Below are 22,917 nucleotides of genomic sequence, written 5' to 3'. Positions count from 1 at the left end.
CCGGGCGACGCTATTGCGAGTAAGCCCCCGATTGTAGCCCGGCGGCATCGCCCTCTCGGGCCTCGGGGGCGGAAAACATTCGCGCCTCATGCCTATGCGGCATTCGAGGATCAGGAAGCCGCCTGGACAAGCGCCGCGGCGCCGCTCGCGTGCAGGCAGATCGCCGCCGCAGCCGCCACGTTCAGCGACTCCTCGCCGCCCGGCTGCGCAATCCGGATGTGATGGCTGGCGCGGGCTTCCAGCGCCGCTGAAACGCCCTGCCCTTCGTGCCCCAGCAGCCATGCGCAGGGATGCGGCAGCCTCGCCTCATGCAGCCAGTCGCCCCGGTGGGAACTGGTGGCCACGAGCGGCACCTTGAGTTCGTCGAGCGCATCGGCCTCCACGCCTTCGATCAGCCGCAGCCCGAAATGCGCGCCCATGCCGGCGCGCAGCACCTTCGGCGCCCACAGGGCGGCCGTGCCCTTGAGCGCGATCACCTGCTTGAACCCGAAAGCCGCCGCGCTGCGCAGGATGGAGCCGGCGTTGCCGGCGTCCTGCAGGCGGTCGAGCACCACGCTGGGCGCATCGGGAAGCAGTTCCGGCCGCGCCGGCAGATCGAGCACGAAGCCCATTGGCGCAGGCGACTCCAGGCCGCTGACGGCCCGCAGCAGATCGTCGTCGACAACTACCGTTTTGATAGCAGAACTCGCCCATTCGGCGGGCGCCGACGGCCAGAAGGACTCCGAAAAGACCGCGACCGCAGGCCGGATGCCGCGCGCAAGCGCCGCCCGGCAGAGATGGTCGCCTTCGAGCCAGACCCGGCCGAGCCTGCGGTAGGCGCCCGGGTCCTGGGCCAGCTTGCGCAGCTCCTTGAGCAGGGGGTTGTCGCGCGAACTGATGTGATTCGCGCCGGTGGGACTGGTCATGCTTCGGCTCAAGGCGCGGTGCGCAGGTCGAGGTGCACAGTCTCGGCCGCCGGAAATTCGGCCGGAACCTGCATCGAGGCCTCGAGCACGAGCGCCGCGGCGCCCTCCGCCGTGCGCGCCAGCGCCGCGGCCACCGGGCTGAACGACCTGCGGTGATGAATGCACGCGCCATGGCGCTGCAGCGCCTCCAGGTGCTCCGGCGTGCCGTAGCCCTTGTGGCCGGCAAAGCCGTAGTGCGGAAACTCCAGGTGCAGTTGCTCGCACAGCCGGTCGCGATGGACCTTGGCCAGGATCGAGGCGGCGGAAATCGCCTTGATCCGCGCGTCGCCCTTGACGATGGCCTCGGCCAGCACGTCGAGCGTGGGCAGGCGGTTGCCGTCGACCAGCACCTTGGCGGGCTTCAGGCGCAGGCCCTCGACTGCGCGGCGCATCGCGAGCATGGTGGCCTGCAGGATGTTGTGGGTGTCGATTTCCTCGACCGTGGCCTGGGCCACCGAGCAGCACAGCGCCTTGGCAAGGATCTGGTCGTTCAGGCGTTCGCGCTGCAAGGCCGTGAGCGTCTTGGAATCGGCCAGGCCGCGGATCGGCCGCTGGTCGTCCAGGATGACCGCTGCCGCGACGACCGGGCCGGCCAGTGGCCCGCGGCCCGCCTCGTCGACGCCCGCAACGAGGCCCGGCGCGTCCCACACGAGGGCCGCCTGCTCAGCCTTCAAGAACTTTCTGGATCGCATCGGCGCAAAGTGTGGGCGTATCGCGCTGCAGTTGCACGTGCAGCTCTGAAAATTTTTGTTGCAGCGCCTGCGTTTTCTCGGGCGCGTCGAGCCAGGCGAGCGTGGCGTCGGCCAGCGCCTGCGGCGTGGCGGCCTCCTGCAGCAGCTCGGGCACCACGAATTCACGCGACAGGATGTTGGGCAGGCCGACCCATGGCTGGAGCTGCTTGCGCTGCATCAGGCGCCATGACAGCGCATTCATGTTGTACGCGATGACCATCGGCCGCTTGAACAGCGCCGCCTCGAGCGTGGCGGTGCCGCTGGCGATCAGGGTGGCGTCGCAGGCGGCCAGCGCTGCATGCGACTGGCCGTCGAGCAGTTGCACCCGCCCCGCTGCGCCGCTGGCCTGCAGCAGCGCCTCGACCTCGACGCGCAGCCCCGGCAGGATGGGGGCGACGAAGCGGAGTGCGGGCCGCGCCTTCAGCATCTGCGCCGCGGCGGCGAAGAACCGCGCAGCGAGGTAGCGCACTTCCGAACGGCGGCTGCCCGGCAGCAGGGCCACGACCTGCGCATCCGGCGCAAGGCCGAGGGCCGCGCGCGCCCCGGCGCGGTCGGGCACCATCGGAATCACATTGGCCAGCGGATGGCCGACGTAGCTGCCCTGCACGTCATGTTCGGCCAGCAGTGCCGGCTCGAACGGAAAGATGCACAGCACGTGGTCGGCCGCGGCCCGGATCTTTTCGATGCGGTCGGCGCGCCAGGCCCAGATCGACGGGCAGACGAAGTGCACGGTCTTCATGCCGCGGCTGCGCAGCCCGGCTTCGAGATCGAGATTGAAATCGGGCGCGTCGACGCCGATGAAGAGTTCGGGCCATTCGCGCAGCAGCCGCGCCTTGAGCTGCCGGCGGATGCCCGCGATCTCGGCGTAGTGGCGCAGCACTTCGATGTAGCCGCGCACCGCAAGCTTTTCCTGCGGCCACCAGCTCTGCAGCCCGTGCGCGAGCATGCGGGGCCCGCCGATGCCCATGGTCTGGAGCGAGGGCCAACGCGCCTGCAGGCCGTCGAGAAGAAGGCCTGCGAGCAGGTCGCCGGAAGCTTCTCCCGCGACCAGCGCGAAGCGTCGCTGTTCGTCCTTGCCCATGGCGGCTGTCTCGCTTACTTCAACGCGCGATGCCGCGAGTCGATGTGGCCAGGAACTGCTCCATCAGCGCCACGTCGGCGGCCGCTTCCGGCATTTCGGTGGCCAGGGCGGCGATGCCGGCGCGCGCTTCTTCGAGCGTCTTGCCCTGCCGGTACAGCAGGCGGTGCATCTGCTTGACCGCGGCCAGGCGGGGCGCCGAAAAATCGCGCCGGCGCAGGCCCACCACGTTGAAGCCGCGCACCGCCAGCGGATTGCCGTCGACCAGCATGAAGGGAGGCACGTCCTGCGACACGGCGCTGGCAAAGCCGACCATGGCATGCGCGCCGACCGAGACGAACTGGTGGATGCCCGTCAGCCCGCCGATCGTGACCCAGTCGGCCAGGTGCACGTGGCCGGCCAGCGTGGTGTTGTTGGCCAGCGTGGTGTGGTTGTCGACATGGCAGTCATGCGCAATGTGCGTGTACGCCATGATCCAGTTGTCGTTGCCCACGGTCGTCACGCCCCCCGCCCCCGGCACGCCGAGGTTGAAGGTGCAGAACTCGCGGATGACGTTGCGGTCGCCGATGACCAGCTCGGTGGGCTCACCCGCGTATTTCTTGTCCTGCGGAATGGCGCCGAGCGAGGAAAACTGAAAGATCCGGTTGTCGCGGCCGATGGTGGTGCGCCCTTCGATCACGCAATGCGCACCGATGGTCGTGCCGGCGCCGACCCGCACGTGCGGACCGATCACGGTGTAGGGCCCGACCGAAACGGAGGCGTCCAGCTGTGCCTTCGGGTCGACGAGCGCTGTGGGATGAACCTGCGTCATGCCTTGTCGTAACCGCCGCAGGATCAGTTGATCTGGCGCATCGCGCACATCAGCGTGGCCTCGCAGGCCAGCTCGCTGCCCACCAGCGCGCGGCCCTTGAACTTGGAGATGCCGGCCTTCATGCGCTCGATCTCGACTTCGAGCGTGAGCTGGTCGCCCGGCTCCACGGGGCGCTTGAAGCGCGCGCCGTCGATGGCCGCGAAGTAGTAGACCGTGTTGTCGTCAGGCACGATGTCCAGCGAATGAAACGACAGCAGCGCGGCCGCCTGCGCCATGGCTTCGAGCATGAGCACGCCCGGCATCACCGGACGGTGCGGGAAGTGGCCGTTGAAGAACGGCTCGTTCATTGTCACGTTCTTGAGCGCCGTGATGCGCTTGCCCTTTTCCATGTCCAGCACGCGATCCACCAGCAGGAACGGGTAGCGGTGGGGCAGCAGCTTGAGGATTTGATGGATATCGAGCGTCGTCGTCGTCATGATTTTCTGTTCCTGCATCGTCTTCACTTTTTCTGAGGGGCCTTTTCGAGCGCCTTGAGTCGTTCGCGCAGGCTGTGCAACTGCTTGAGCGTTGCCGCGTTCTTTTCCCAGTTCGCATTGTCGTCGATGGGGAACATGCCGGTGTACTGGCCGGCCTTGCGGATCGAGCGGGTCACCACGGTGGCCGCGGACACGTGCACCCCGTCGGCCACCGTGAGATGGCCGAGCACGATCGCACCGCCGCCGAAGGTGCAGTGCGCACCGATGGTGGCGCTGCCCGCCACGCCAACGCAGCCGGCCATGGCGGTGTGCTTGCCGACACGCACGTTGTGGCCGATCTGGATCAGGTTGTCGAGCTTGACGCCGTCCTCGATGACGGTGTCGTCGAGCGCGCCGCGGTCGATGCAGGTGTTGGCGCCGATCTCGACGTCGTTGCCGATGCGCACCGCGCCCAGCTGCTCGATCTTGACCCAGGCGCCTTCGTGCGGCGCCAGGCCGAAGCCGTCGGCGCCGATCACCACGCCCGGATGCAGCAGGCAGCGCTCGCCGACCACGCAGTCTTCGCTGATCGTCACGCGCGACTTGAGGACCGTGCCGGCGCCGATGCGCGCGCCCCGCTCCACCACGCACAAGGCGCCGATGCGCGCCGTGGCGTCCACCACGGCCTCGGGATGGATCACCGCGGAGGGATGGATGCGGTCAGCCTCGGGCCGCGCATGATGCGCCTTCCACAGCTGCGTGAGGCGCGCGAAATAAAGGTAGGGATCGGCCGCGACGATGAACGCCCCGCGCGAGGCCGCGGCCTCGCGCATGGCCGGCGCGACGATCACGCAGGCAGCCTTGGAGGCCGCCAGTTCCTGCTGGTATTTGGGATGGCTCAGGAAGCTGAGCGCATCGGGCTGCGCATTCTGCAGCGGCGCAAGCCGTTCGATGGACAGCGCCGGGTCCCCGTGAAGCTCGCCCCCAAGGGCGCTGACGATGGCTCCGAGCTGCAGTCCCACGCCGATTCGCGGCGTTACTTGCCGGCCGAAGGAGCAGCGGTCGAGGCGTTCAGGGCCTTGATCACCTTGTCAGTGATGTCGTGCTTGGGATTGATGTAGATCGCTTCCTGCAGGATGGCGTCGTACTTTTCAGCCTCGGCCACCTGCTTCACGACGCGGTTGGCGCGTTCGTAGACCTGCTGGAGTTCTTCGTTCTTGCGCGCGTTCAGGTCTTCCTGGAACTCGCGGCGGCGGCGCTGGAAATCGCGGTCCTGGTCGACCAGCGCCCGCTGGCGCGCGGTGCGCTGGCTTTCGGACAGGGTGGGCGCTTCGCGCTCGAACCGTTCGGAGGCCGTCTTCAGTGCTTCGCCCTGGGCCGTGAGATCCTTTTCGCGCTTGAGGAATTCAGCCTCGAGCTTGGCTTGCGCAACCTTGGCCGGCTGCGCCTCGCGCAGCACGCGGTCCGGATTCACGAAGCCGATGCGAAAGGTTTCCTGCGCCTGGGCGGCAGGCGCCGCAGCCAGCGCGAAAACGGGGACCAACAACGCGCCAACGGCGGCGCGAATCAAATGCTTCATTTAGAAAGACGTTCCGATCTGGAATTGCAAGCGCTGGATTCTATCCTTCGGGATCACAGTGAGGCCGGTATTCGGATCCAGCACTTCCTTTTGGGACTTGATGGGGAAGGCGTAGGCGATGCGCAGCGGGCCCAGCGGCGAGATCCAGCTGATCCCGAGACCCACCGAGGCGCGCAGCTTCTTCTGCGCCTTGTACTGCTCGTCGGTGAGGCCCGGGGCGCGCGAACCGAACACGTTGCCGACATCGAAGAAGGTGTACAGCCGCAGCGTGCGGTCGTTGCCCGCACCGGGGAACGGCGTGCTGAGCTCGGCGTTGAAGACGGCCTTCTTGGTGCCACCCAGCGCGGCGCCTTCGGTCTGGCCGAGGAGCGGCACGTCGCGCGGGCCGAGCGAGTTCTGCTCGAAGCCGCGGATGGAACCCAGGCCGCCGGCATAGAAGTTCTTGAAGATCGGGTAGACCTTGCCGCCCAGGGGCTTGGCATAGCCCACGTCGGCGTTGATCGCAAAGGTGTACTGCTTGTTGATCGCGAAGAACTGCTGGTACTGGTAGTTCGTCTTGACGTACTTCATGTCGCCGGCGGCGCCCAGTTCCAGGTTGGCACGCTGCAGCCGGCCGGTGGTCGGAACCAGCGCGCTGTCGCGGCTGTCGCGGCCCCAGCCGACAGTGAGCGGCACGCCCCACACGCTCTTCTGGTCGCACCCGGTCACGAACAAGCCGGTCGCATCCTTCGAGCACTGGAAGTAGCGCAGGTAGGACGCCGGCGTGAAGAGTCCCGAGAACGAGGTCGACGTGTTCGGATCGAAGGCGTAGCGCTCGAGCCCGACACCGAAGAAGACCGTGTCGACTTCGCTGAACGGCACGCCGAAGCGGATCGAGGCGCCCTGGTTCACCAGCTTGTAGTCGCCGTCGATGTTGGTCGAATACGGGCGCGTGGTGGTGTGATAGACGCTGATCGTGCGCGAGATGCCGTCCTTCGTGAAGTACGGATCGGTGGTGGTCAGCGACAGCGTGCGGTTGTACTTGCTGGTGTTGACCTGCACGCCCAGGAAGTTGCCCGAACCGAAGACGTTCTCCTGCGAGATGCCGAAGGTGAGAGCCACCTTTTCCGCGCTCGAGTAGCCGGCGCCCAGCTGCAGGCTGCCGGTGGGCTTTTCCGCCACGTTGACGACCAGGTCGACCTGGTCGGGCGAGCCCGGGATTTCCTGGGTTTCGACGTTCACTTCGGTGAAGAAGCCCAGGCGGTCCACGCGGTCGCGCGAGAGCTTGATCTTGTCGCCGTCGTACCACGAGGCCTCGAACTGGCGGAACTCGCGCCGGATCACTTCGTCGCGCGTCTTGGCGTTGCCGCCCACCGCCACGCGGCGCACATAGACGCGGCGCGAGGGCTCGGCTTGCAGGGTCAGGGTGACGCGGTTGTTGACGCGGTCGATTTCCGGGCGTGCCTGCACGCGCGCGAACGCATAGCCGAAGGTGCCGAAATAGTCGGTGAAGGCCTTGGTGGTTTCGGTGACCTGCTCGCCGTTGTAGGGCTCGCCGGGCTTGATGGTCACGAGGGACTTGAACTCCTCGTCGCGGCCGAGATAGTTGCCGTCGAGCTTGACGCCGGCCACCACGAACTTCTCGCCTTCCGTGATGTTGACGGTCACCGACAGGTCCTTGCGGTCCGGCGAGATGGCGACCTGGGTCGAATCGATGCGGAACTCGAGGTAGCCGCGCGTGATGTAGTACGAGCGCAGCGTTTCGAGGTCGGCGTTGAGCTTGGAGCGCGAGTACTGGTTGGACTTGGTGTACCAGCTCATGAAGCCGCCGCTGTCCTGGTCGAACAGGCTCAGGAGCGTCGATTCGCTGAAGGCCTTGTTGCCGACCACGCGCACTTCGCGGATGCGTGCGGAATCGCCTTCGGTGACGGTGAACGTGAGATTGACGCGGTTGCGCTCGATGGGCGTGACCGTGGTCACGACCTGCGCGTTGTAGAGGCTGCGGCTCACGTACTGGCGCTTGAGCTCCTGCTCGGCGCGGTCGGCCAGCGCCTTGTCGTAGGGTCGGCCATCGGCCAGGCCCACTTCGCGCAGCGCCTTCTGGAGCGCGGCTTTGTCGAATTCCTTGGCGCCGACGAAATCGACGTCGGCAATGGTGGGACGCTCCTCGACGATCACCACCAGCACGTTGCCGTTGACGTCGATGCGCACATCCTTGAACAACCCCAGGTCGAACAGCGCACGGATGGCGGCCGATCCGCGCTCGTCGCTGTAGGTATCGCCCACTCGCAGCGGCAGCGATGCGAAGATCGTGCCGGGCTCGACGCGTTGGAGGCCCTCGACGCGAATGTCACGCACCGTGAAGGGCTCGACGGCCCAGGCTGCCGTGGCCGCCAACGCGCTGGCCACCACCGCGGCAACGCTACGCAGGCGAAAGCGACTGAAGTTTGTGTTCATCTGTGAATTGGGCCGGCGCGGAAAGGGCCGGCAGAAAGTTAACCAAAGAGCCGCGTGACGTCGTTGAAGAGCGCAACCGACATCATGACCAGCAGCAAAGCGACACCGCCGCGCTGAAGCCGTTCCATCCAGGCGTCAGAGACGCTCTTGCCGGTCAGGCCCTCCCAAAGATAATACATCAGGTGTCCCCCATCGAGGACCGGCAGCGGCATGAGATTGAGCACGCCAAGGCTCACGCTGATCAGTGCAAGGAACACCAGGTACTGGGTCAGCCCGAGGCTCGCGGACTTGCCGGCGTAGTCGGCAATCGTGAGCGGCCCGCTCAGATTCTTGAGCGAGGCTTCGCCGATCACCATCTTGCCCATCATGCGGACGGTCAGCGCCGACACCTCCCAGGTGCGCACGATGCCGCGCCAGACGCCGTCGATCGGGCCTTGGCGCACCGTCACCATTTCGGGAGGCGCACCGACATAGGCGCCGATGCGGCCGACCTTCGCGGCGCCCTCCTCGCGCAGTTCGGGCCTGACTTCCAATTCGATCGACTGGCTGCCGCGCTGCACCTGCCAGGTCTGCGTGCGCGGCTGGTCGCCATCGATCGAGGTGCGGATCGCCTCGCGCAGCTGCTGTCCATCGACGATGGGCACATTGCCGACGCTGCGGACCACATCGCCGCTGCGAAGGCCCGCGCGTTCTGCCGCGCTGCCGGCCATCACCTGGCCGATCTCGGGGCGCGTCAGCGGTGCGAGCACGCCGATCTTGCGGAACATCTGCGGGTCGGCGTCCTTGGCCTCCATGAGGCCGAGCGGCAGCACGACCTGGCGGCCGGGCCGGCCGCCCTCGCCCGCCACTTCGAGCGTCAGGTCGCGGCCGTCGAGCGCGCCGCGCGTCATGCGCCAGCGCAGGTCCTCGAACGACTGCACGGGCTCCAGCTCGCCTTCGAAGCCGGCGCGCGTGATGTGCTCGCCGCCGCGCAGGCCCGCCGCTTCCGCCAGCGATGCCGCCACCGGACGCGCCAGCTTGGCAACAGGCTCCTCGACCCCGATCCAGTTGACGGCCGTGTAGAGCACCACGGCGAGCAGCAGATTGGCAATGGGCCCGGCAGCGACGATGGCCGCGCGGGAGCGCAGCGGCTGCGTGTTGAAGGCGCGGTGCCGCTCCTCGGGCGCCACCGGCCCCTCGCGCTCGTCGAGCATCTTGACGTAGCCGCCGAAGGGAAACGCGCCGATGACGAACTCGGTTTCCTGCCCCGGATGCTGGCGCCTGGGCTGCCAGCGGTAGAGCGTCTTGCCGAAGCCCACCGAAAACCGCAGCACCTTGACGCCGCAGGCGACGGCAACGCGGTAGTGGCCGTATTCATGCACGGCGATCAGGAGGCCGAGTGCAACCACGAAAGCGATGACGGTAAGCATCCGGATCCTCTGTTGGCGGGAGTGTCAGGCCGCGAAGCGCAGCGCCGCGGCATTGGCCGCCGCCCGGGCGCTGGCGTCGAGCGCCAGCAGGTCGGCCAGCGATGCGGGCTTGGAGGGGCTGACGGTTTCCAAAGTTTCCATGTTGACCGCATGAATGCGGTCGAAGCGCAGGCGCCGATCAAGAAAGGCCTCGACCGCGACTTCATTGGCGGCATTGAGCACCGCCGTGGTCCCCGGCGCCGCGCGCAGCGCATGCCAGGCCAGGCCGAGCCCTGGAAACAGCGCCGCATCGGGCGCGTCGAAGCTCAGCGACGCCATCCGGCGGAAATCCAGCCGCGCCGCGCCGCTCTCGATGCGCTCGGGCCAGGCCAGTCCGACCGCGATGGGCACCCGCATGTCGGGCGTTCCCAGTTGGGCAATGACCGATGCATCGGTGAACTGGACCATCGAATGCACCACGCTCTGGGGATGGATCACCACCTCGATCTGCTCGGGCAGCACGCCGAACAGATGGCGCGCCTCGATCACCTCGAGCGCCTTGTTCATCATGGTGGCGGAATCGACCGAGATCTTGCGGCCCATGACCCAGTTCGGATGCGCGCAGGCCTGCTCGGGCGTGACCGTGCCCAGCGTGTCGGGCGCGCGCGTGCGGAACGGGCCGCCCGATGCCGTGAGAATGATCTTGTCGATGCGGCGCGGCCAGGTCGACGGATCTTCGGGCAGCGACTGGAAGATGGCCGAGTGTTCGCTGTCGATCGGCAGCAGCGTGGCACCGCCTTCGCGCACGGTGCGCATGAAGAGCTCGCCGCCGACCACCAGCGCCTCCTTGTTGGCCAGCAGGAGCCGCTTGCCGGCGCGCGCCGCGGCCAGGCAGGGCCCGAGGCCGGCCGCCCCCACGATGGCCGCCATCACGGCATCGACCTCTTCGTGGGATGCTATTTTTTCAATAGCATCGCCGCCACTCAGGACGGTAGTCTTGAGATTGTTCTGTTCTATCTTTTCGGCCAGCAGCGCCGCATGCGGCGCGCTCGCCATGACCGCATAGCGCGGCGAAAACCGCGCGCACTGCGCCAGCAGCTCGTCGACCTTGGTCGACGCGGAAAGCGCGAAGACCTCGAAACGCTCCGGGTGCCGCGAAATGACATCGAGCGTGCTGACGCCGACCGATCCGGTCGAGCCCAGCACCGTGATGCGTTGTTTGGGTGTGTTCACAGGAAAGCCAGCATCATTGCAATGGGAAGCGCCGGCAAGAGGGCATCCACGCGGTCGAGCACGCCGCCGTGGCCCGGCAGCAGGCTGCTGCTGTCCTTGGCGCCGGCACTGCGCTTGATCAGCGATTCGACGAGGTCGCCCACGACGCTGATGGCGGCGAGAAACAGCACGCCGACCAGCAGCAGCCACCAGCCGCGCTCGTACAGCCGGGTGTAGAGGCTGGCCACCGTCGCGCCGGCGGCCCTGTCGGCCCACACCCACGCAAAGGCCAGCACCACGACGCCCGCCATGCCGCCCCACACGCCTTCCCAGCTCTTGCCGGGGCTGATGGCGGGCGCGAGCTTGCTGCGCGTGAACTTGAGGCCGAAGGCGCGGCCCGCGAAGTACGCGAAGACGTCCGCCACCCAGACCAGCACGAGGATCGACAGCAGGAAGTTGATGCCGACCATGCGCGCCTGCACGGCCGCGAGCCACGCCACCCAGAGTGCCAGCAGCCCGCCCACCAGCCGCAGCCCGCGGGGAATGCGGGGCCAGCCCGGCACGGCCACACGCAGCAGCGCGGCACCGCCGAGCACCCAGGCCGCACTGGCCAGCAGCCACATGAGCAGCAGCGATCGATCGAGCAGCCCGAGCCACCAGGAGAGCGCACACAGCGCCACGGTTTCCACGCCGAGGAAGACCGACAGCCGCTGGCCATAGCCGTTGAGGCGGCCCCACTCCCATGCCCCGGCACCGATCAGCACCAGCATCACGCAGGCAAAGGGAACGTGCGACGGGTAGAAGAGCGCCGGCAGCAGGATCGCCAGCAGGACGATGGCCGTGAGGATGCGTTGTTTGAGCATGCGCTGGAGGGTCGGACCGTGAGGCCCTCAGGCCAACTGGCGATCGGGTGCGGAGCCGCTGCCGGCCGTGAGTTGTGCGGAGGTCTTGCCGAAGCGGCGCTCGCGCGCCTGGAAGGCGGCGATTCCCGCATCCAGTTCGGCCTGGTCGAACTCGGGCCAGAGCTTGTCGCTGAAGAAAAGCTCCGCGTAGGCGCTTTGCCACAGCAGGAAGTTCGACAGGCGCTGCTCGCCGCCGGTGCGGATGAGAAGGTCGGGATCGGGCACGTGCGCGAGAGCCATGGCGCGGTCGAGATTCGCTTCGGTGAGCGCCTCGCCCTGCTCGGCCAGCCTGGCCGCGGCGCGGGCAATGTCCCAGCGGCCACCGTAGTTGAAGCAGACGTTCAGGATCAGCTTGGTGTTCTGCGCGGTGGCGCTCTCGGCGTCGACCAGGCCCTGCACCATTTTCTTGGAGAGCCCGGCGCGCTCGCCGACGAAATGCAGCTGCACGCCGTCGCGGCTCAGCTTGGGCACTTCGCGCGCGAGTGCGCCCACCATGATTTCCATCAGGCCCGAAACTTCTTCGGGCGGACGGTTCCAGTTCTCCGACGAAAAGGCGAAGACCGTGAGAATGCCCACCCCGCGGTCGACACAGGCCTTGACGCAGCGCCTGAGCGACTCGACGCCCTGCTTGTGCCCCGCCACGCGAGGCAGGAATCGCCGCGTGGCCCAGCGTCCGTTGCCATCCATGACGATGGCAATGTGGTGGGGAATCTGCAGCGAAGACGAGGCCATGCGCAGCCTCAAACGGCCATGATCTCCGCTTCCTTGGCCGCGACCAGGCGGTCGATTTCCGCGATGTGGCGGTCCGTGACCTTCTGGATCTCGGCTTCGGCGCGCTTCTGGTCGTCCTCGGAGGCGAGCTTTTCCTTCACCAGCTTCTTGACCGATTCGTTCGCATCGCGGCGCAGGTTGCGCGTGGCGATCTTGGCGCTTTCGCCTTCGTTGCGGACCAGCTTGGTCATTTCCTTGCGGCGCTCCTCGCTCATCGCGGGAAGCGGCACGCGGATCAGGTCGCCCATGGAGGCCGGGTTCAGGCCCAGGTCGCTTTCGCGGATGGCCTTCTCGATCTTGGCGCCCATGCCCTTTTCCCAGGGCTGCACGCTGATCGTGCGCGAGTCGAGCACCGACACATTGGCCACCTGGCTCAGCGGAACCTGCGAGCCGTAGTACTCGACGTGGATCGAGTCGAGCAGCGCCGAATTCGCACGGCCGGTACGGATCTTGGTGAGGTTGTTCTGGAACGCGGCAAGCGACTGATTCATCTTGGCATCGGTCGCACTGCGGATTTCTGCAATGGTGGGGGTCGTCATCTCAAATTACTCCTCAGGCATGCACCAGCGTGCCTTCGTCCTCGCCCATGACGACGCGCTTGAGCGCGCCGTTCTTGAAGATCGAGAACACCTTGATCGGCAGCTTCTGGTCGCGGCACAGCGCAAAGGCCGTGGCGTCCATGATGCCGAGATTCTGCGCGATTGCCTCGTCGAAAGTGAGCGTCGAATAGCGCGTTGCGTCCGGATGGGTCTTCGGATCGGCGGAATATACGCCGTCGACCTTGGTGGCCTTGAGCACCAGCTCGGCACCGATTTCGGCACCGCGCAGCGCGGCGGCCGTGTCGGTGGTGAAGAACGGATTGCCGGTGCCCGCGGCAAACACCACGACCTTGCCCTCTTCGAGGTACTGCAGCGCCTTGGGCCGCACGTAGGGCTCGACCACCTGCTCGATGGCGATGGCGGACATGACGCGCGCCACCAGCCCCTGCTTGTTCATGGCGTCGGCCAGGGCCAGCGAATTCATGACGGTGGCCAGCATGCCCATGTAGTCGGCCGTGGCGCGATCCATGCCCACCGAGCCTCCCGCAACGCCGCGGAAGATGTTGCCGCCGCCGATCACGACGGCGACTTCCACACCCATGTTCACCACTTCGGCCACCTCTTCGACCATGCGGACGATGGTGGCGCGGTTAATACCAAAGGCATCGTCTCCCATCAACGCCTCACCCGACAGCTTCAACAAGATTCGCTTGTGGGCTGGGCGGGGATCAGACATGGGCAATTTCCTTACTTGGGTTGGCGGGGGCGAGTGTAGAACGAGGCGGTGAAAAAGCGGCGGCACACACGCGTGCACCTCCGCTTTGGGGCGTAACAGTTTTTACGCGGCGGCCTTGGCGGCAGCCACCTGGGCTGCAACTTCGGCGGCAAAGTCGTCGACCTTCTTTTCGATGCCTTCGCCGACCACATACAGGGTGAAGCCCTTGATGCTGGTGTTGGCGGCCTTGAGCATCTGCTCGACGGTCTGCTTGTCGTTCTTCACGAACGGCTGGTTGTGCAGCGAGACTTCCTTGAGGTACTTCTGCACGCCGCCTTCGATGCGCTTGGCAACGATCTCGGCCGGCTGCGGCTTCTTGCCTTCGGCTTCGGCCGTCTTGCGGTCTTCCTCGGCCTTGCCGGCGGCCACTGCGCGCTCTTTTTCGATCAGGTCGGCAGGCACGTCCGATGCCTGGATGGCGACCGGCTTCATGGCGGCGATGTGCATCGCCACATCCTTGGCCGAGGTGTCGTCGCCTTCGAACTCGACCATCACGCCGATGCGCGTGCCGTGCAGGTACGAAGCCAGCTTGCCGTTGCCGGCAAAGTGCTTGAAGCGGCGGAAGCTCATGTTCTCGCCGATCTTGCCGATCAGGCCCTTGCGCACGTCCTCGAGCGTGGGGCCGAAGCCGTCCTGCTCATAGGGCAGCGCGCCGAGCGCGGCGATGTCCGCGGGGTTGTGCTTGGCGACCAGCATCGCGGCAGCGTTGGCCATGGCCAGGAAGCTGTCGTTCTTGGTGACGAAGTCGGTTTCGCAATTGATCTCGATCATGCCGCCGGCAGCGCCGTCGACGAACGCCGTGACCACGCCTTCGGCGGTGATGCGGCCCGATGCCTTGCCAGCCTTGTTGCCGAGCTTGATGCGCAGCAGCTCTTCGGCCTTTTCCATGTTGCCGTCGGCCTCGGTCAGGGCCTTCTTGCATTCCATCATCGGCGCGTCGGTCTTTGCGCGCAGTTCGCCGACCATGCTTGCGGTGATTGCAGCCATTGTTCTATCTCCGTGTCCAAAAAATCAGATTAAAAAAAAGGGGCACCAAGCCCCTTCTTCAGGCGCGTGAGAGCACTCGATCAGGCCGAGGCGCCCTCTTCGACTTCGACGAATTCATCGCTGCCTTCGGCAATGGCCTTGACCACGTCGCCGGTGGCGCTGTTGCGGCCTTCGATGATCGCGTCGGCGATGCCGCGGGCGTAGAGCGTGACGGCCTTCGACGAGTCGTCGTTGCCCGGGATCACGTAGTCGATGCCTTCGGGCGAGTGGTTGGAGTCGACCACGCCGATCAGCGGGATGCCCAGCTTCTTGGCTTCGGCCACGGCGATCTTGTGGAAGCCCACGTCGATCACGAAGATGGCGTCGGGCAGCGCGGTCATGTCCTGGATGCCGCCGATGTCTTTCTCGAGCTTCTCGATTTCACGGGTGAAGGTGAGCTGCTCTTTCTTGCTCAGGCTGTCGAGGCCGGCTTCCTGCTGGGCCTTCATGTCCTTCAGGCGCTTGATCGAGGTCTTGACCGTCTTGAAGTTGGTCAGCATGCCGCCGAGCCAGCGGGTGTCGACGAAAGGCACGCCGGCGCGGCGGGCTTCGGCAGCCACGATTTCACGGGCCTGGCGCTTGGTGCCGACCATCAGGATCGTGCCGCGGTTGGCGGTGAGCTGCTTGGCGTACTTCATCGCGTCCTGGAACATCGGGAGCGACTTTTCCAGGTTGATGATGTGAATCTTGTTGCGATGGCCGAAGATGAACGGGGCCATCTTGGGGTTCCAGAAGCGGGTTTGGTGACCGAAGTGGACACCGGCTTCCAGCATTTCGCGCATGGTGGTAGACATTGAAAATTACTCCAAAGGTTGGGTCTAAAATCCAGCCCGTTTTGTGCTTCCTTCGAATGGAATCACAACACCTTGATTGGGCCGGTTTGCGGATGTGTTTGGCTGGGTGCGACGAAAGCCGTCACATGTTCAGCGAAACCCAAAGAGTATAGCACGGCCCTCTCTCGCCCTTTCTCCTTGCCCCACCCCGGAACCGAGCCGTCCGCGCCCTCGCAGCCCACCCATGAACGACCTCCACGCCACCCGTCTGAATCTTCTGGCAGGTGGCACCGATGCATGCACCGAAACGGAGCGCGCCATCGGCATCGCCCAGTCCCCGGCCTGCCGCCACGTGTTCACCCGCACGCTGTTCGACGAAGCCCGCCGGCAGGTCGCCGGTTCGGCGCCGCAAAGCCGGCTCGCCGGGCTCGCCTTCACCGCCAAGGACCTGTTCGACATCGAGGGGCAGCCGACCCCGGCGGGCTCCATGGTGCTCTCGCATGCGCCGGCCGCCAAGGCCGATGCCGTGGCTGTGGCGCGACTGCGCGCCGCGGGCGGCGTGCTGGCGGGCCGCACCAACATGACGGAATTCGCCTTTTCCGGCGTGGGCGTCAACCCGCACCACGGCACGCCGGCCAACGCCAGCGATGCGACCACGCCGCGCATCCCGGGCGGTTCGTCCTCCGGCGCCGCCGTGTCGGTCGCCACCGGGGCGGCCTTCATCGGCCTGGGCTCCGACACCGGCGGCTCGATCCGCATTCCGGCCGCGCTGAACGGGATCGTGGGTTTCAAGAGCACCGCCCGGCTGGTGCCGGCCCAGGGCGCGCTGCCGCTGTCGACCACGCTCGACACCGTCTGCGCCATGACGCGCTCGGTGCGGGATGCCATCACCGCGCATGAAGTCCTCGCGGCACGCCGCGTGACCGCCGGTGCGGCCTTGCTGGGCGCATACCGGCTTGCCGTCGTGAAGAACGTGTTCCTGGACGGCATCGAGCCCGCGGTGGCCCGCGCCTTCGAAGATGCGCTGCAAACACTGCGCGATGGCGGTGCCCGGATCGAGGAAATCGAGCTGCCGGAACTCGCGCAGTTGCAGGCCATCAACGCCACGGGCGGTTTCTCGGCGGCCGAGTCCTACGCCTGGCACCGGCTGCTGCTCGAGCGCAGCGGCGCCGGCTACGATCCTCGCGTGGTGCAGCGCATCCTCAAGGGTGCCACCATGAAGGCGCACGAATACATCGATCTCGTGCACGCCCGCCATGACTGGATCACCCGCGTCGAGGCGGCGCTGTCGCCCTTCGATGCGGTGCTGTCGCCCACCGTGCCGATCACCGCGCCCGCCATTGCGAGCGTTGCGCCGGGCGCCGAGCGCGACGACGAATTCTTCCGCATCAATGCGCTCTTGCTGCGCAACCCGTCGATCGTCAACATGCTCGACGGCTGCGCCATCTCGCTGCCCTGCCATGCCGCCGGCGAACTGCCGGTGGGCCTGATGCTGTGGCATGCCGCGCTGCATGACGACGCCGTCCTGGCGGTCGCCCTGCAAGCAGAAAAAGCGCTGCAAAAACAATAGCCTCGCGCACCGATCGACGGGCGGCGGCCATCTCTTCTTACTCAAAAATTCAATGAAAATCGCGATCGTGGGCGCCGGCATCATCGGCGTCACAACCGCCTGGGAACTGGTTTCGGACGGCCATGAAGTTTCCGTGTTCGAGCGCCGCGGCGCCGCCGCCGAAGAATCCAGTTTTGCGAATGCGGGGGTGGTCGCGCCGGGCTACGTCACGCCCTGGGCGGCGCCGGGCATGCGCGCCAAGGTGCTGCGCTCGCTGCTGTCGCCGCACGGCGCCATCAAGCTGCGCTGGCCGCTCAATTCGCGCGACCTCGGCTGGATGTCGCGCTGGCAGAAGGCCTGCAAGCTCGAAACCTACCTGGCCAACCGCGCCCGCATGCAGCGCCTCGCGTTCTACAGCCGCACCCGGCTGCACGAAGTGACCGAAGCACGCGAACTGAGCTACGAACGCAGCGACGGCTACCTCGTGCTGCTGCGCTCCAAGCGCGAGAAAAAACTGGTCCAGCCGGGCCTCGAGGTGCTGCGCGCGACCGGCAGCGTCTTCAAGGAGGTCGATGCCGACGAGGCCCGCCGGATCGAACCCGCGCTCAACACCGACACGGAGCTCGCAGGCGCCATCCACCTGCCCGAGGACGAAGTGGCCAACTGCCGCCAGTTCGCGCTGCTTCTCAAGTGGGAAGCCGAAGCGCTCGGCGCCCAGTTCCATTTCAATTGCGACATCGCGCCGATCCACCGCGCGGCGCCCACCTCCATTTCGCTCGCGAGCGGCTCGCAGCCGCTGCGCTTCGATGCGGTGGTGGTGTGCGCCGGTCTTGCCTCGGCCACGCTGCTGCGGCCGCTCGGCTTGCGGATTCCGCTGGCGCCGGTGTACGGCCATTCGATCAGCGCGCCAATCCGCGAATCGCTCAACGCGCCGCGCAGCGCCGTGATGGACGAACGCTACAAGGTTGCGATCTCGCGCCTGGGCCAGCGCGTGCGCGTGGCCGGCGGCGCCGAGATCGGCGGCTCCCTGAGCTCCATGAATGCGTCCGCCGTGCAAACGCTCTACAAGGTGCTGCACGACTGGTTTCCGGGCGCCGCAACGCTGCAGTCGGGCGTGCAGCAATGGAAGGGCGCGCGCCCGATGCTGCCCGACGGTCCGCCGGTGCTTGGTGCCAGCGGCGTGCCGGGCGTCTGGCTCAATCTGGGCCACGGCTCGAGCGGATGGGCGCTGTCGTGCGGCAGCGCACGCGTGGTGGCCGACCTGATCGGCGGCCGCGACGCGGGCGTCGACCTCGAAGGCCTCGGCGTCGAGCGGCTCGTCCAGTAGGCACGACGGCGGCTGCGCAGCCGCAGCTTCAGGCGGGCAGAATCGGCCCATGCAACGCATCACGCCTGCCACCGCCTGCGGCCTGTTCGACATTGCGGCAACACGTCGCATCGAACAGAAAGCGGCCGCCGCCCTGCCTCCTCATGCGCTGATGCAGCGCGCGGGCCTGGCCGTGGCGCGCCTCGCGATGGCGCTGGCGCCGCATGCGCGGACGATCTGGATCGCCTGCGGACCGGGCAACAACGGCGGCGACGGCTTCGAAGCTGCTGCGCAGCTGCAGCAGCGCGGCTTCCTGCCGATCGTGACCTTCGCGGGCGATGAAAACCGGCTGCCGCCGGATGCCGGCGCCTCGCTGCAACGGGCCCGCGATGCCGGCGTGATCTTCGCGCCGGAGCCGCCTGCGGGCTGCGAGCTGGCGATCGACGCGCTGCTCGGCATCGGGTCGAGCCGACCGCCCGCGAATGCCATGGCCGATTGGTTGCGGCGGATGCATGCGATGGCCGCGCCGGTACTCAGCGTCGATGTGCCCTCCGGCCTGAATGCCGACACCGGCGTTTCGAGCGCCGCGCCTCATCCGGGTGCTCTTTCGTCCCGCTTCTGCCTGAGCTTCCTGACCCTCAAGCCCGGCCTGTTCACGGCGCAGGGCCGCGATGCGGCGGGCACGGTCTGGTTCGACGACCTGGGCTGCAGCAGCGCCGGTGAGCCGCCGGTCGCGCGCCTGGCGGGCGCACCGGCGGATACCCCGCGCAGCCACGCCTCGCACAAGGGCAGCTATGGCGATGTCGCGGTGATCGGCGGCGCATCCGGCATGGCGGGCGCCGCGCTGCTGGCCGGCTCCGCCGCGCTGCATGCGGGCGCGGGCCGCGTGTTCGTCGGCCTGCTCGACGCGAGCGCGGCCCCGGTCGACCTGGCGCAACCCGAGCTGATGCTGCGTGACGCCAGGTCGCTCGATCTCTCGGGCATGACGGCGGTCTGCGGATGCGGCGGCGGCACGGACATCCGCGCGGTGCTGCCGCGCGTGCTGGCGACGGCGGCCGCGCTGGTGCTCGACGCCGATGCATTGAACGCCATCGCAGTCGACGGCGCGCTGCAGGCCCAGTTGGCATCGCGTGCGCGGCGCGGCAGGCCGACGGTGATCACTCCGCATCCGCTCGAGGCCGCGCGTCTGCTGGACTGCGCGGCGGCCGACATCCAGGCCGACAGGCTCGCAGCCGCCCGCAAGCTCGCATCGCGCTACGGCGTGGTCGCCGTGCTCAAGGGATCGGGAACGGTGATTGCCGAAGGCGGCGGCACGCCGCCGGTGCTCAACCTGACCGGCAACGCGAAGCTCGCAACCGCCGGCACCGGCGACGTGCTCGCGGGAATGATCGGCGCCGCACTGGCGGCGCAGCGGCCGCCGTTCGAGGCGGCGCGCGAAGCCGTCTGGCGCCACGGCCGCATGGCCGACGCCTGGCCGGCCGGCGCGCCGCCGCTGACGGCCGGCGCACTGGCGCGCCAGGCGCCCTGCTGACGGGTTCTAGCCGCGCCCGACGAAGGGCATCTTCGTCGCCATGACCGTATGGAACAGCACGTTGGCCTCCAGTGGCAGGTTCGCCATGTAGAGCACCGACTGGCCCACGATCTTCACGTCCATCAGCGGCTCGATCGCGAGCTCGCCGTTGGCTTGCGGCACGCCCTTGGCCATGCGCGCGGCCAGTTCCGTCATGGCGTTGCCCACGTCGATCTGGCCGACCGCGATGTCGTACTTGCGCCCGTCGAGCGAAGCGGTCTTGGTGAGGCCCTCGACCGCATGCTTGGTCGCGGTGTAGGCCGCGGAATTGGGCCGCGGCGCGGTGGCCGAGATGGAGCCGTTGTTGATGATGCGGCCGCCGCGCGGCGTTTGCGCCTTCATCGTGCGGAACGCCTGCTGGATGCAGAAGAACATGCCGCTCAGGTTGATGTCGACCACGCCGCGCCACTGCTCGGGCGTCCAGTCTTCGAACGGCCCCGGCGGATTGCCCACGCCGGCGTTGTTGAACAGCAGGTCGACCCGGCCGAAGCGCTCCACCGCGGCGGCGAACAGCGCCTGCACCGATTGCGCATTGGCCACGTCGGTGGGCACTGCGAAGGCGCGCGCACCGGCGCCGGACTCTTCCGCCACCTGTTCCAGCGGCTCGAGGCGGCGCCCCGCCAGGGTCACGCTCCAGCCGTCGGCCAGCAGCGCCAGCGCCGCAGCGCGGCCGATGCCGGTGCCGGCGCCCGTGACGATCGCAATGCGGCCCTTGTTGTTTTCCACGCTCATGCTCGTTGTCTCCTTCTCGGTTTGTCTGTATGGATGGGATGCAATGCTGCGGCGCGCATCATGCGCGCCGCGGCTTGCGGCCCTTCATCTTGTTGGCGGCCTTCTTGACGGCCGACTTGAAAGCCTGCATTGCCGACTGGGGGCCCGCCGCCGCGACGGTCGCGCTGCGCTCGACGCGCTGCTCGGACACGGCTTCGGCCTTGTGGCGCGAACTGCGCTTGGCCGATGCCTTGACCGGCACGCCGGCCGGGGCTGCGCCCTTGTCCTTCATGGCGCGCGTGGTGAGGTCTTCGCCCTCGCGCACCAGGCGGAAATCGATCTTGCGCCCGTCCAGGTCGACACGGCTCACCTGCACCCGCACGCGGGTGCCGATGGCGTAGCGAATGCCGGTGCGCTCGCCGCGCAGTTCCTGGCGCATCTCGTCGAACTTGAAGTATTCGCCGCCGAGTTCGGTGATGTGCACCAGCCCCTCGACGTACATCGCATCGAGCGTCACGAAGATGCCGAATGTGGTGGCCGCGGTGACGACGCCGCCGTACTCTTCGCCAAGGTGCTCGCGCATGTACTTGCACTTGAGCCAGGCTTCGACGTCGCGGCTGGCTTCGTCGGCGCGGCGCTCGTTGGCGCTGCAATGCAGGCCGGCCGCTTCCCAGGCCAGCACTTCCTTGGTCGGCGCGACGGTGGCTTTCTGCGGCTTGGTGGTCGGCGCCTTCACGCGCGAAGCCAGCCGCTTGGCGAGCTTGGCATGCGCCTCGCCCGGCGTCGGCAGCATCGGCAGCTGGTAGCGCGTCTTGCCAAGAATGGCCTTGATCACGCGGTGCACCAGCAGGTCGGGGTAGCGCCGGATCGGGCTCGTGAAGTGCGTGTAGGCCTCGTACGCCAGGCCGAAATGGCCGCTGTTGATGGGCGTGTAGATCGCCTGCTGCATCGAGCGCAGCAGCATGGTGTGGATCTGCTGCGCGTCGGGGCGCTCCTTGGTGGCTTCGGCAATCGCCTGGAACTCGCCGGGACGCGGATCGTCGGTGATGCTCAAGCCCACGCCCATGGCCTTCAGGTAGCCGCGCAGGATTTCCTTCTTCTCGGGCGTCGGGCCTTCGTGCACGCGGAACAGGCCCGGGTGCTTGCCTTCGGCGATGAAGTCGGCGCTGCACACGTTGGCCGCGAGCATGGCTTCTTCGATGAGGCGGTGCGCCTCGTTGCGCGTGCGGGGCACGATCTTCTCGATGCGGCCCGCGTCGTCGCAGATGATCTGCGTCTCGGTGGTTTCGAAGTCGACCGCGCCGCGCTTGCCGCGCTGCTTGAGCAGCGCCTTGTAGACGTCGGCCAGGTTCAGCAGGTCCTTGACGCGGTCCTTGCGCTTGGCAGCCTCGGGGCCGCGCGTGTTGCCAAGAATGGCGGCCACTTCGGTGTACGTGAAGCGCGCATGGCTGAACATCACGGCCGGGTAGAACTGGTAGGCGTAGATCTCGCCGTCGGCGGCCACGAGCATGTCGCACACCATGCACAGGCGCTCGACCTCGGGGTTGAGCGAGCACAGGCCGTTCGAGAGCTTCTCGGGCAGCATCGGAATCACGCGGCGCGGAAAGTAGACGCTGGTCGCGCGGTCGTAGGCATCGATGTCGATGGCCGAGCCGGTCTGCACATAGGCGCTGACGTCGGCAATGGCCACCAGCAGGCGCCACCCCTTGCCGCGGCCGACCTTGGCGGGCTCGCAGTACACGGCGTCGTCGAAGTCGCGCGCGTCCTCGCCGTCGATGGTGACCAGCGGAACGTCGGTCAGGTCGATGCGCCCCTTCTTGTCGGCGGGGCGAACCTTCTCGGGCAGCGCCTTGGCTTCGGCGAGGCAGGCCTCGGAAAACTCGTGCGGCACGCCGTACTTGCGCACCGCAATCTCGATCTCCATGCCGGGGTCGTCGATCTCGCCCAGCACTTCCTTCACGCGCCCGACCGGCTGGCCGAACAGCGCCGGCGGCTCGGTGAGCTGCACCACGACCACCTGCCCCACCTTGGCGGGGCCGGTGGCGCCCTTTGGAATCAGGACGTCCTGTCCGTAGCGCTTGTCTTCGGGCGCGACGAGCCAGACGCCGCCTTCATGCAGCAGGCGGCCGATGATCGGCTGCTCGGGGCGCTCGACGATTTCGACCACCCGCCCCTCGGGACGTCCGCGCCGATCCTGCCGCACCACGCGCGCCTTGACACGGTCCTTGTGCAGCACTGCACGCATCTCGTTCGGGGGCAGATAGATGTCGGCTTCGCCGTCGTCGCGCTGCACGAAACCGTGTCCGTCGCGATGCCCTTGAACAGTTCCTTCAAATTCATCCAGCAGACCGCTGGAAGTGC

The 22,917-nt window shown here is 67.3% G+C and carries 21 protein-coding genes; 3 read left to right on the top strand and 18 right to left on the bottom strand.

The window, feature by feature from the left end:
* Nucleotides 1-110: 110 nt before the first annotated feature.
* From ACAM58_RS12530 to rpsB, 16 genes are all read right to left on the bottom strand, one after another.
* Entirely contained in the window at nt 111-905 is a 795-nt protein-coding gene (locus ACAM58_RS12530; RefSeq protein ID WP_012747722.1) for an RNA methyltransferase, read from the bottom strand.
* Nucleotides 906-913: 8 nt separating this feature from the next.
* Nucleotides 914-1,636 carry a ribonuclease HII gene (gene rnhB, locus ACAM58_RS12525; RefSeq protein WP_012747721.1) on the bottom strand — a complete coding sequence of 241 codons (723 nt, stop codon included), beginning with the start codon at nt 1,634-1,636 and terminating at the stop codon, nt 914-916.
* Nucleotides 1,608-2,756 carry a lipid-A-disaccharide synthase gene (gene lpxB, locus ACAM58_RS12520; RefSeq protein WP_012747720.1) on the bottom strand — a complete coding sequence of 383 codons (1,149 nt, stop codon included), beginning with the start codon at nt 2,754-2,756 and terminating at the stop codon, nt 1,608-1,610. The genes rnhB and lpxB overlap by 29 nt, the downstream gene beginning before the upstream one ends.
* 19 nt (nt 2,757-2,775) lie before the next feature.
* Nucleotides 2,776-3,564, bottom strand: a complete 789-nt coding sequence (gene lpxA / locus ACAM58_RS12515; protein WP_012747719.1) for an acyl-ACP--UDP-N-acetylglucosamine O-acyltransferase — start codon at nt 3,562-3,564, stop codon at nt 2,776-2,778.
* Nucleotides 3,565-3,587: 23 nt separating this feature from the next.
* Nucleotides 3,588-4,040, bottom strand: coding sequence for a 3-hydroxyacyl-ACP dehydratase FabZ (fabZ, locus tag ACAM58_RS12510; RefSeq protein WP_012747718.1), 453 nt, complete (start codon nt 4,038-4,040; stop codon nt 3,588-3,590).
* A gap of 23 nt (nt 4,041-4,063) precedes the next feature.
* Nucleotides 4,064-5,041, bottom strand: a complete 978-nt coding sequence (gene lpxD / locus ACAM58_RS12505) for a UDP-3-O-(3-hydroxymyristoyl)glucosamine N-acyltransferase (RefSeq protein WP_012747717.1) — start codon at nt 5,039-5,041, stop codon at nt 4,064-4,066.
* Nucleotides 5,042-5,055: 14 nt separating this feature from the next.
* Nucleotides 5,056-5,598: an OmpH family outer membrane protein gene (locus tag ACAM58_RS12500; RefSeq protein ID WP_012747716.1), complete on the bottom strand. Its 543-nt coding sequence runs from the start codon at nt 5,596-5,598 to the stop codon at nt 5,056-5,058.
* Nucleotides 5,599-8,034 carry an outer membrane protein assembly factor BamA gene (gene bamA, locus ACAM58_RS12495; protein WP_012747715.1) on the bottom strand — a complete coding sequence of 812 codons (2,436 nt, stop codon included), beginning with the start codon at nt 8,032-8,034 and terminating at the stop codon, nt 5,599-5,601.
* 38 nt (nt 8,035-8,072) lie between these two features.
* Nucleotides 8,073-9,443: an RIP metalloprotease RseP gene (gene rseP, locus ACAM58_RS12490; RefSeq protein ID WP_012747714.1), complete on the bottom strand. Its 1,371-nt coding sequence runs from the start codon at nt 9,441-9,443 to the stop codon at nt 8,073-8,075.
* Nucleotides 9,444-9,467: 24 nt separating this feature from the next.
* The gene (gene ispC / locus ACAM58_RS12485; RefSeq protein ID WP_012747713.1) at nt 9,468-10,655 is read right to left on the bottom strand and encodes a 1-deoxy-D-xylulose-5-phosphate reductoisomerase; all 1,188 of its coding nucleotides are present in this window, start codon (nt 10,653-10,655) and stop codon (nt 9,468-9,470) included.
* Nucleotides 10,652-11,497, bottom strand: coding sequence for a phosphatidate cytidylyltransferase (locus ACAM58_RS12480; protein ID WP_012747712.1), 846 nt, complete (start codon nt 11,495-11,497; stop codon nt 10,652-10,654). Before ACAM58_RS12480 ends, ispC begins: the two co-directional genes overlap by 4 nt.
* A gap of 27 nt (nt 11,498-11,524) precedes the next feature.
* Nucleotides 11,525-12,268 (bottom strand): polyprenyl diphosphate synthase, encoded by a 744-nt coding sequence (uppS, locus tag ACAM58_RS12475; protein WP_012747711.1) that lies wholly within the window; start codon nt 12,266-12,268, stop codon nt 11,525-11,527.
* Between the two features lie 8 nt (nt 12,269-12,276).
* Nucleotides 12,277-12,846 carry a ribosome recycling factor gene (frr, locus tag ACAM58_RS12470; protein ID WP_012747710.1) on the bottom strand — a complete coding sequence of 190 codons (570 nt, stop codon included), beginning with the start codon at nt 12,844-12,846 and terminating at the stop codon, nt 12,277-12,279.
* 13 nt (nt 12,847-12,859) lie between these two features.
* Nucleotides 12,860-13,582: a UMP kinase gene (pyrH, locus tag ACAM58_RS12465; RefSeq protein ID WP_012747709.1), complete on the bottom strand. Its 723-nt coding sequence runs from the start codon at nt 13,580-13,582 to the stop codon at nt 12,860-12,862.
* Between the two features lie 102 nt (nt 13,583-13,684).
* A complete protein-coding gene (tsf, locus tag ACAM58_RS12460; RefSeq protein WP_012747708.1) occupies nt 13,685-14,608 on the bottom strand; it encodes a translation elongation factor Ts in 924 nt (307 codons plus the stop codon).
* Between the two features lie 80 nt (nt 14,609-14,688).
* A complete protein-coding gene (gene rpsB, locus ACAM58_RS12455) occupies nt 14,689-15,441 on the bottom strand; it encodes a 30S ribosomal protein S2 (RefSeq protein WP_012747707.1) in 753 nt (250 codons plus the stop codon).
* Nucleotides 15,442-15,664: 223 nt separating this feature from the next.
* Here rpsB and ACAM58_RS12450 point away from each other — a divergent pair, with 223 nt between their 5' ends.
* The 3 genes from ACAM58_RS12450 to ACAM58_RS12440 are packed head-to-tail and all read left to right on the top strand — an operon-like array spanning nt 15,665 to nt 19,806.
* A complete protein-coding gene (locus ACAM58_RS12450) occupies nt 15,665-16,990 on the top strand; it encodes an amidase (RefSeq protein WP_012747706.1) in 1,326 nt (441 codons plus the stop codon).
* Between the two features lie 52 nt (nt 16,991-17,042).
* Nucleotides 17,043-18,296, top strand: a complete 1,254-nt coding sequence (locus ACAM58_RS12445) for a D-amino acid dehydrogenase (protein ID WP_012747705.1) — start codon at nt 17,043-17,045, stop codon at nt 18,294-18,296.
* Between the two features lie 49 nt (nt 18,297-18,345).
* Nucleotides 18,346-19,806: a bifunctional ADP-dependent NAD(P)H-hydrate dehydratase/NAD(P)H-hydrate epimerase gene (locus ACAM58_RS12440; RefSeq protein WP_012747704.1), complete on the top strand. Its 1,461-nt coding sequence runs from the start codon at nt 18,346-18,348 to the stop codon at nt 19,804-19,806.
* A gap of 6 nt (nt 19,807-19,812) precedes the next feature.
* Here ACAM58_RS12440 and ACAM58_RS12435 read toward each other — a convergent pair whose 3' ends face one another.
* Together ACAM58_RS12435 and rnr are read right to left on the bottom strand one after the other, a co-directional pair.
* Entirely contained in the window at nt 19,813-20,577 is a 765-nt protein-coding gene (locus tag ACAM58_RS12435; protein ID WP_012747703.1) for an SDR family oxidoreductase, read from the bottom strand.
* Nucleotides 20,578-20,635: 58 nt separating this feature from the next.
* Nucleotides 20,636-22,903, bottom strand: coding sequence for a ribonuclease R (gene rnr, locus ACAM58_RS12430; protein WP_049808409.1), 2,268 nt, complete (start codon nt 22,901-22,903; stop codon nt 20,636-20,638).
* Nucleotides 22,904-22,917: the final 14 nt, after the last annotated feature.

The organism is Variovorax sp. V116 (assembly GCF_041154435.1).
Taxonomy (GTDB): domain Bacteria; phylum Pseudomonadota; class Gammaproteobacteria; order Burkholderiales; family Burkholderiaceae_C; genus Variovorax; species Variovorax paradoxus.
This window is presented reverse-complemented; position numbering and strand designations above follow the sequence as displayed.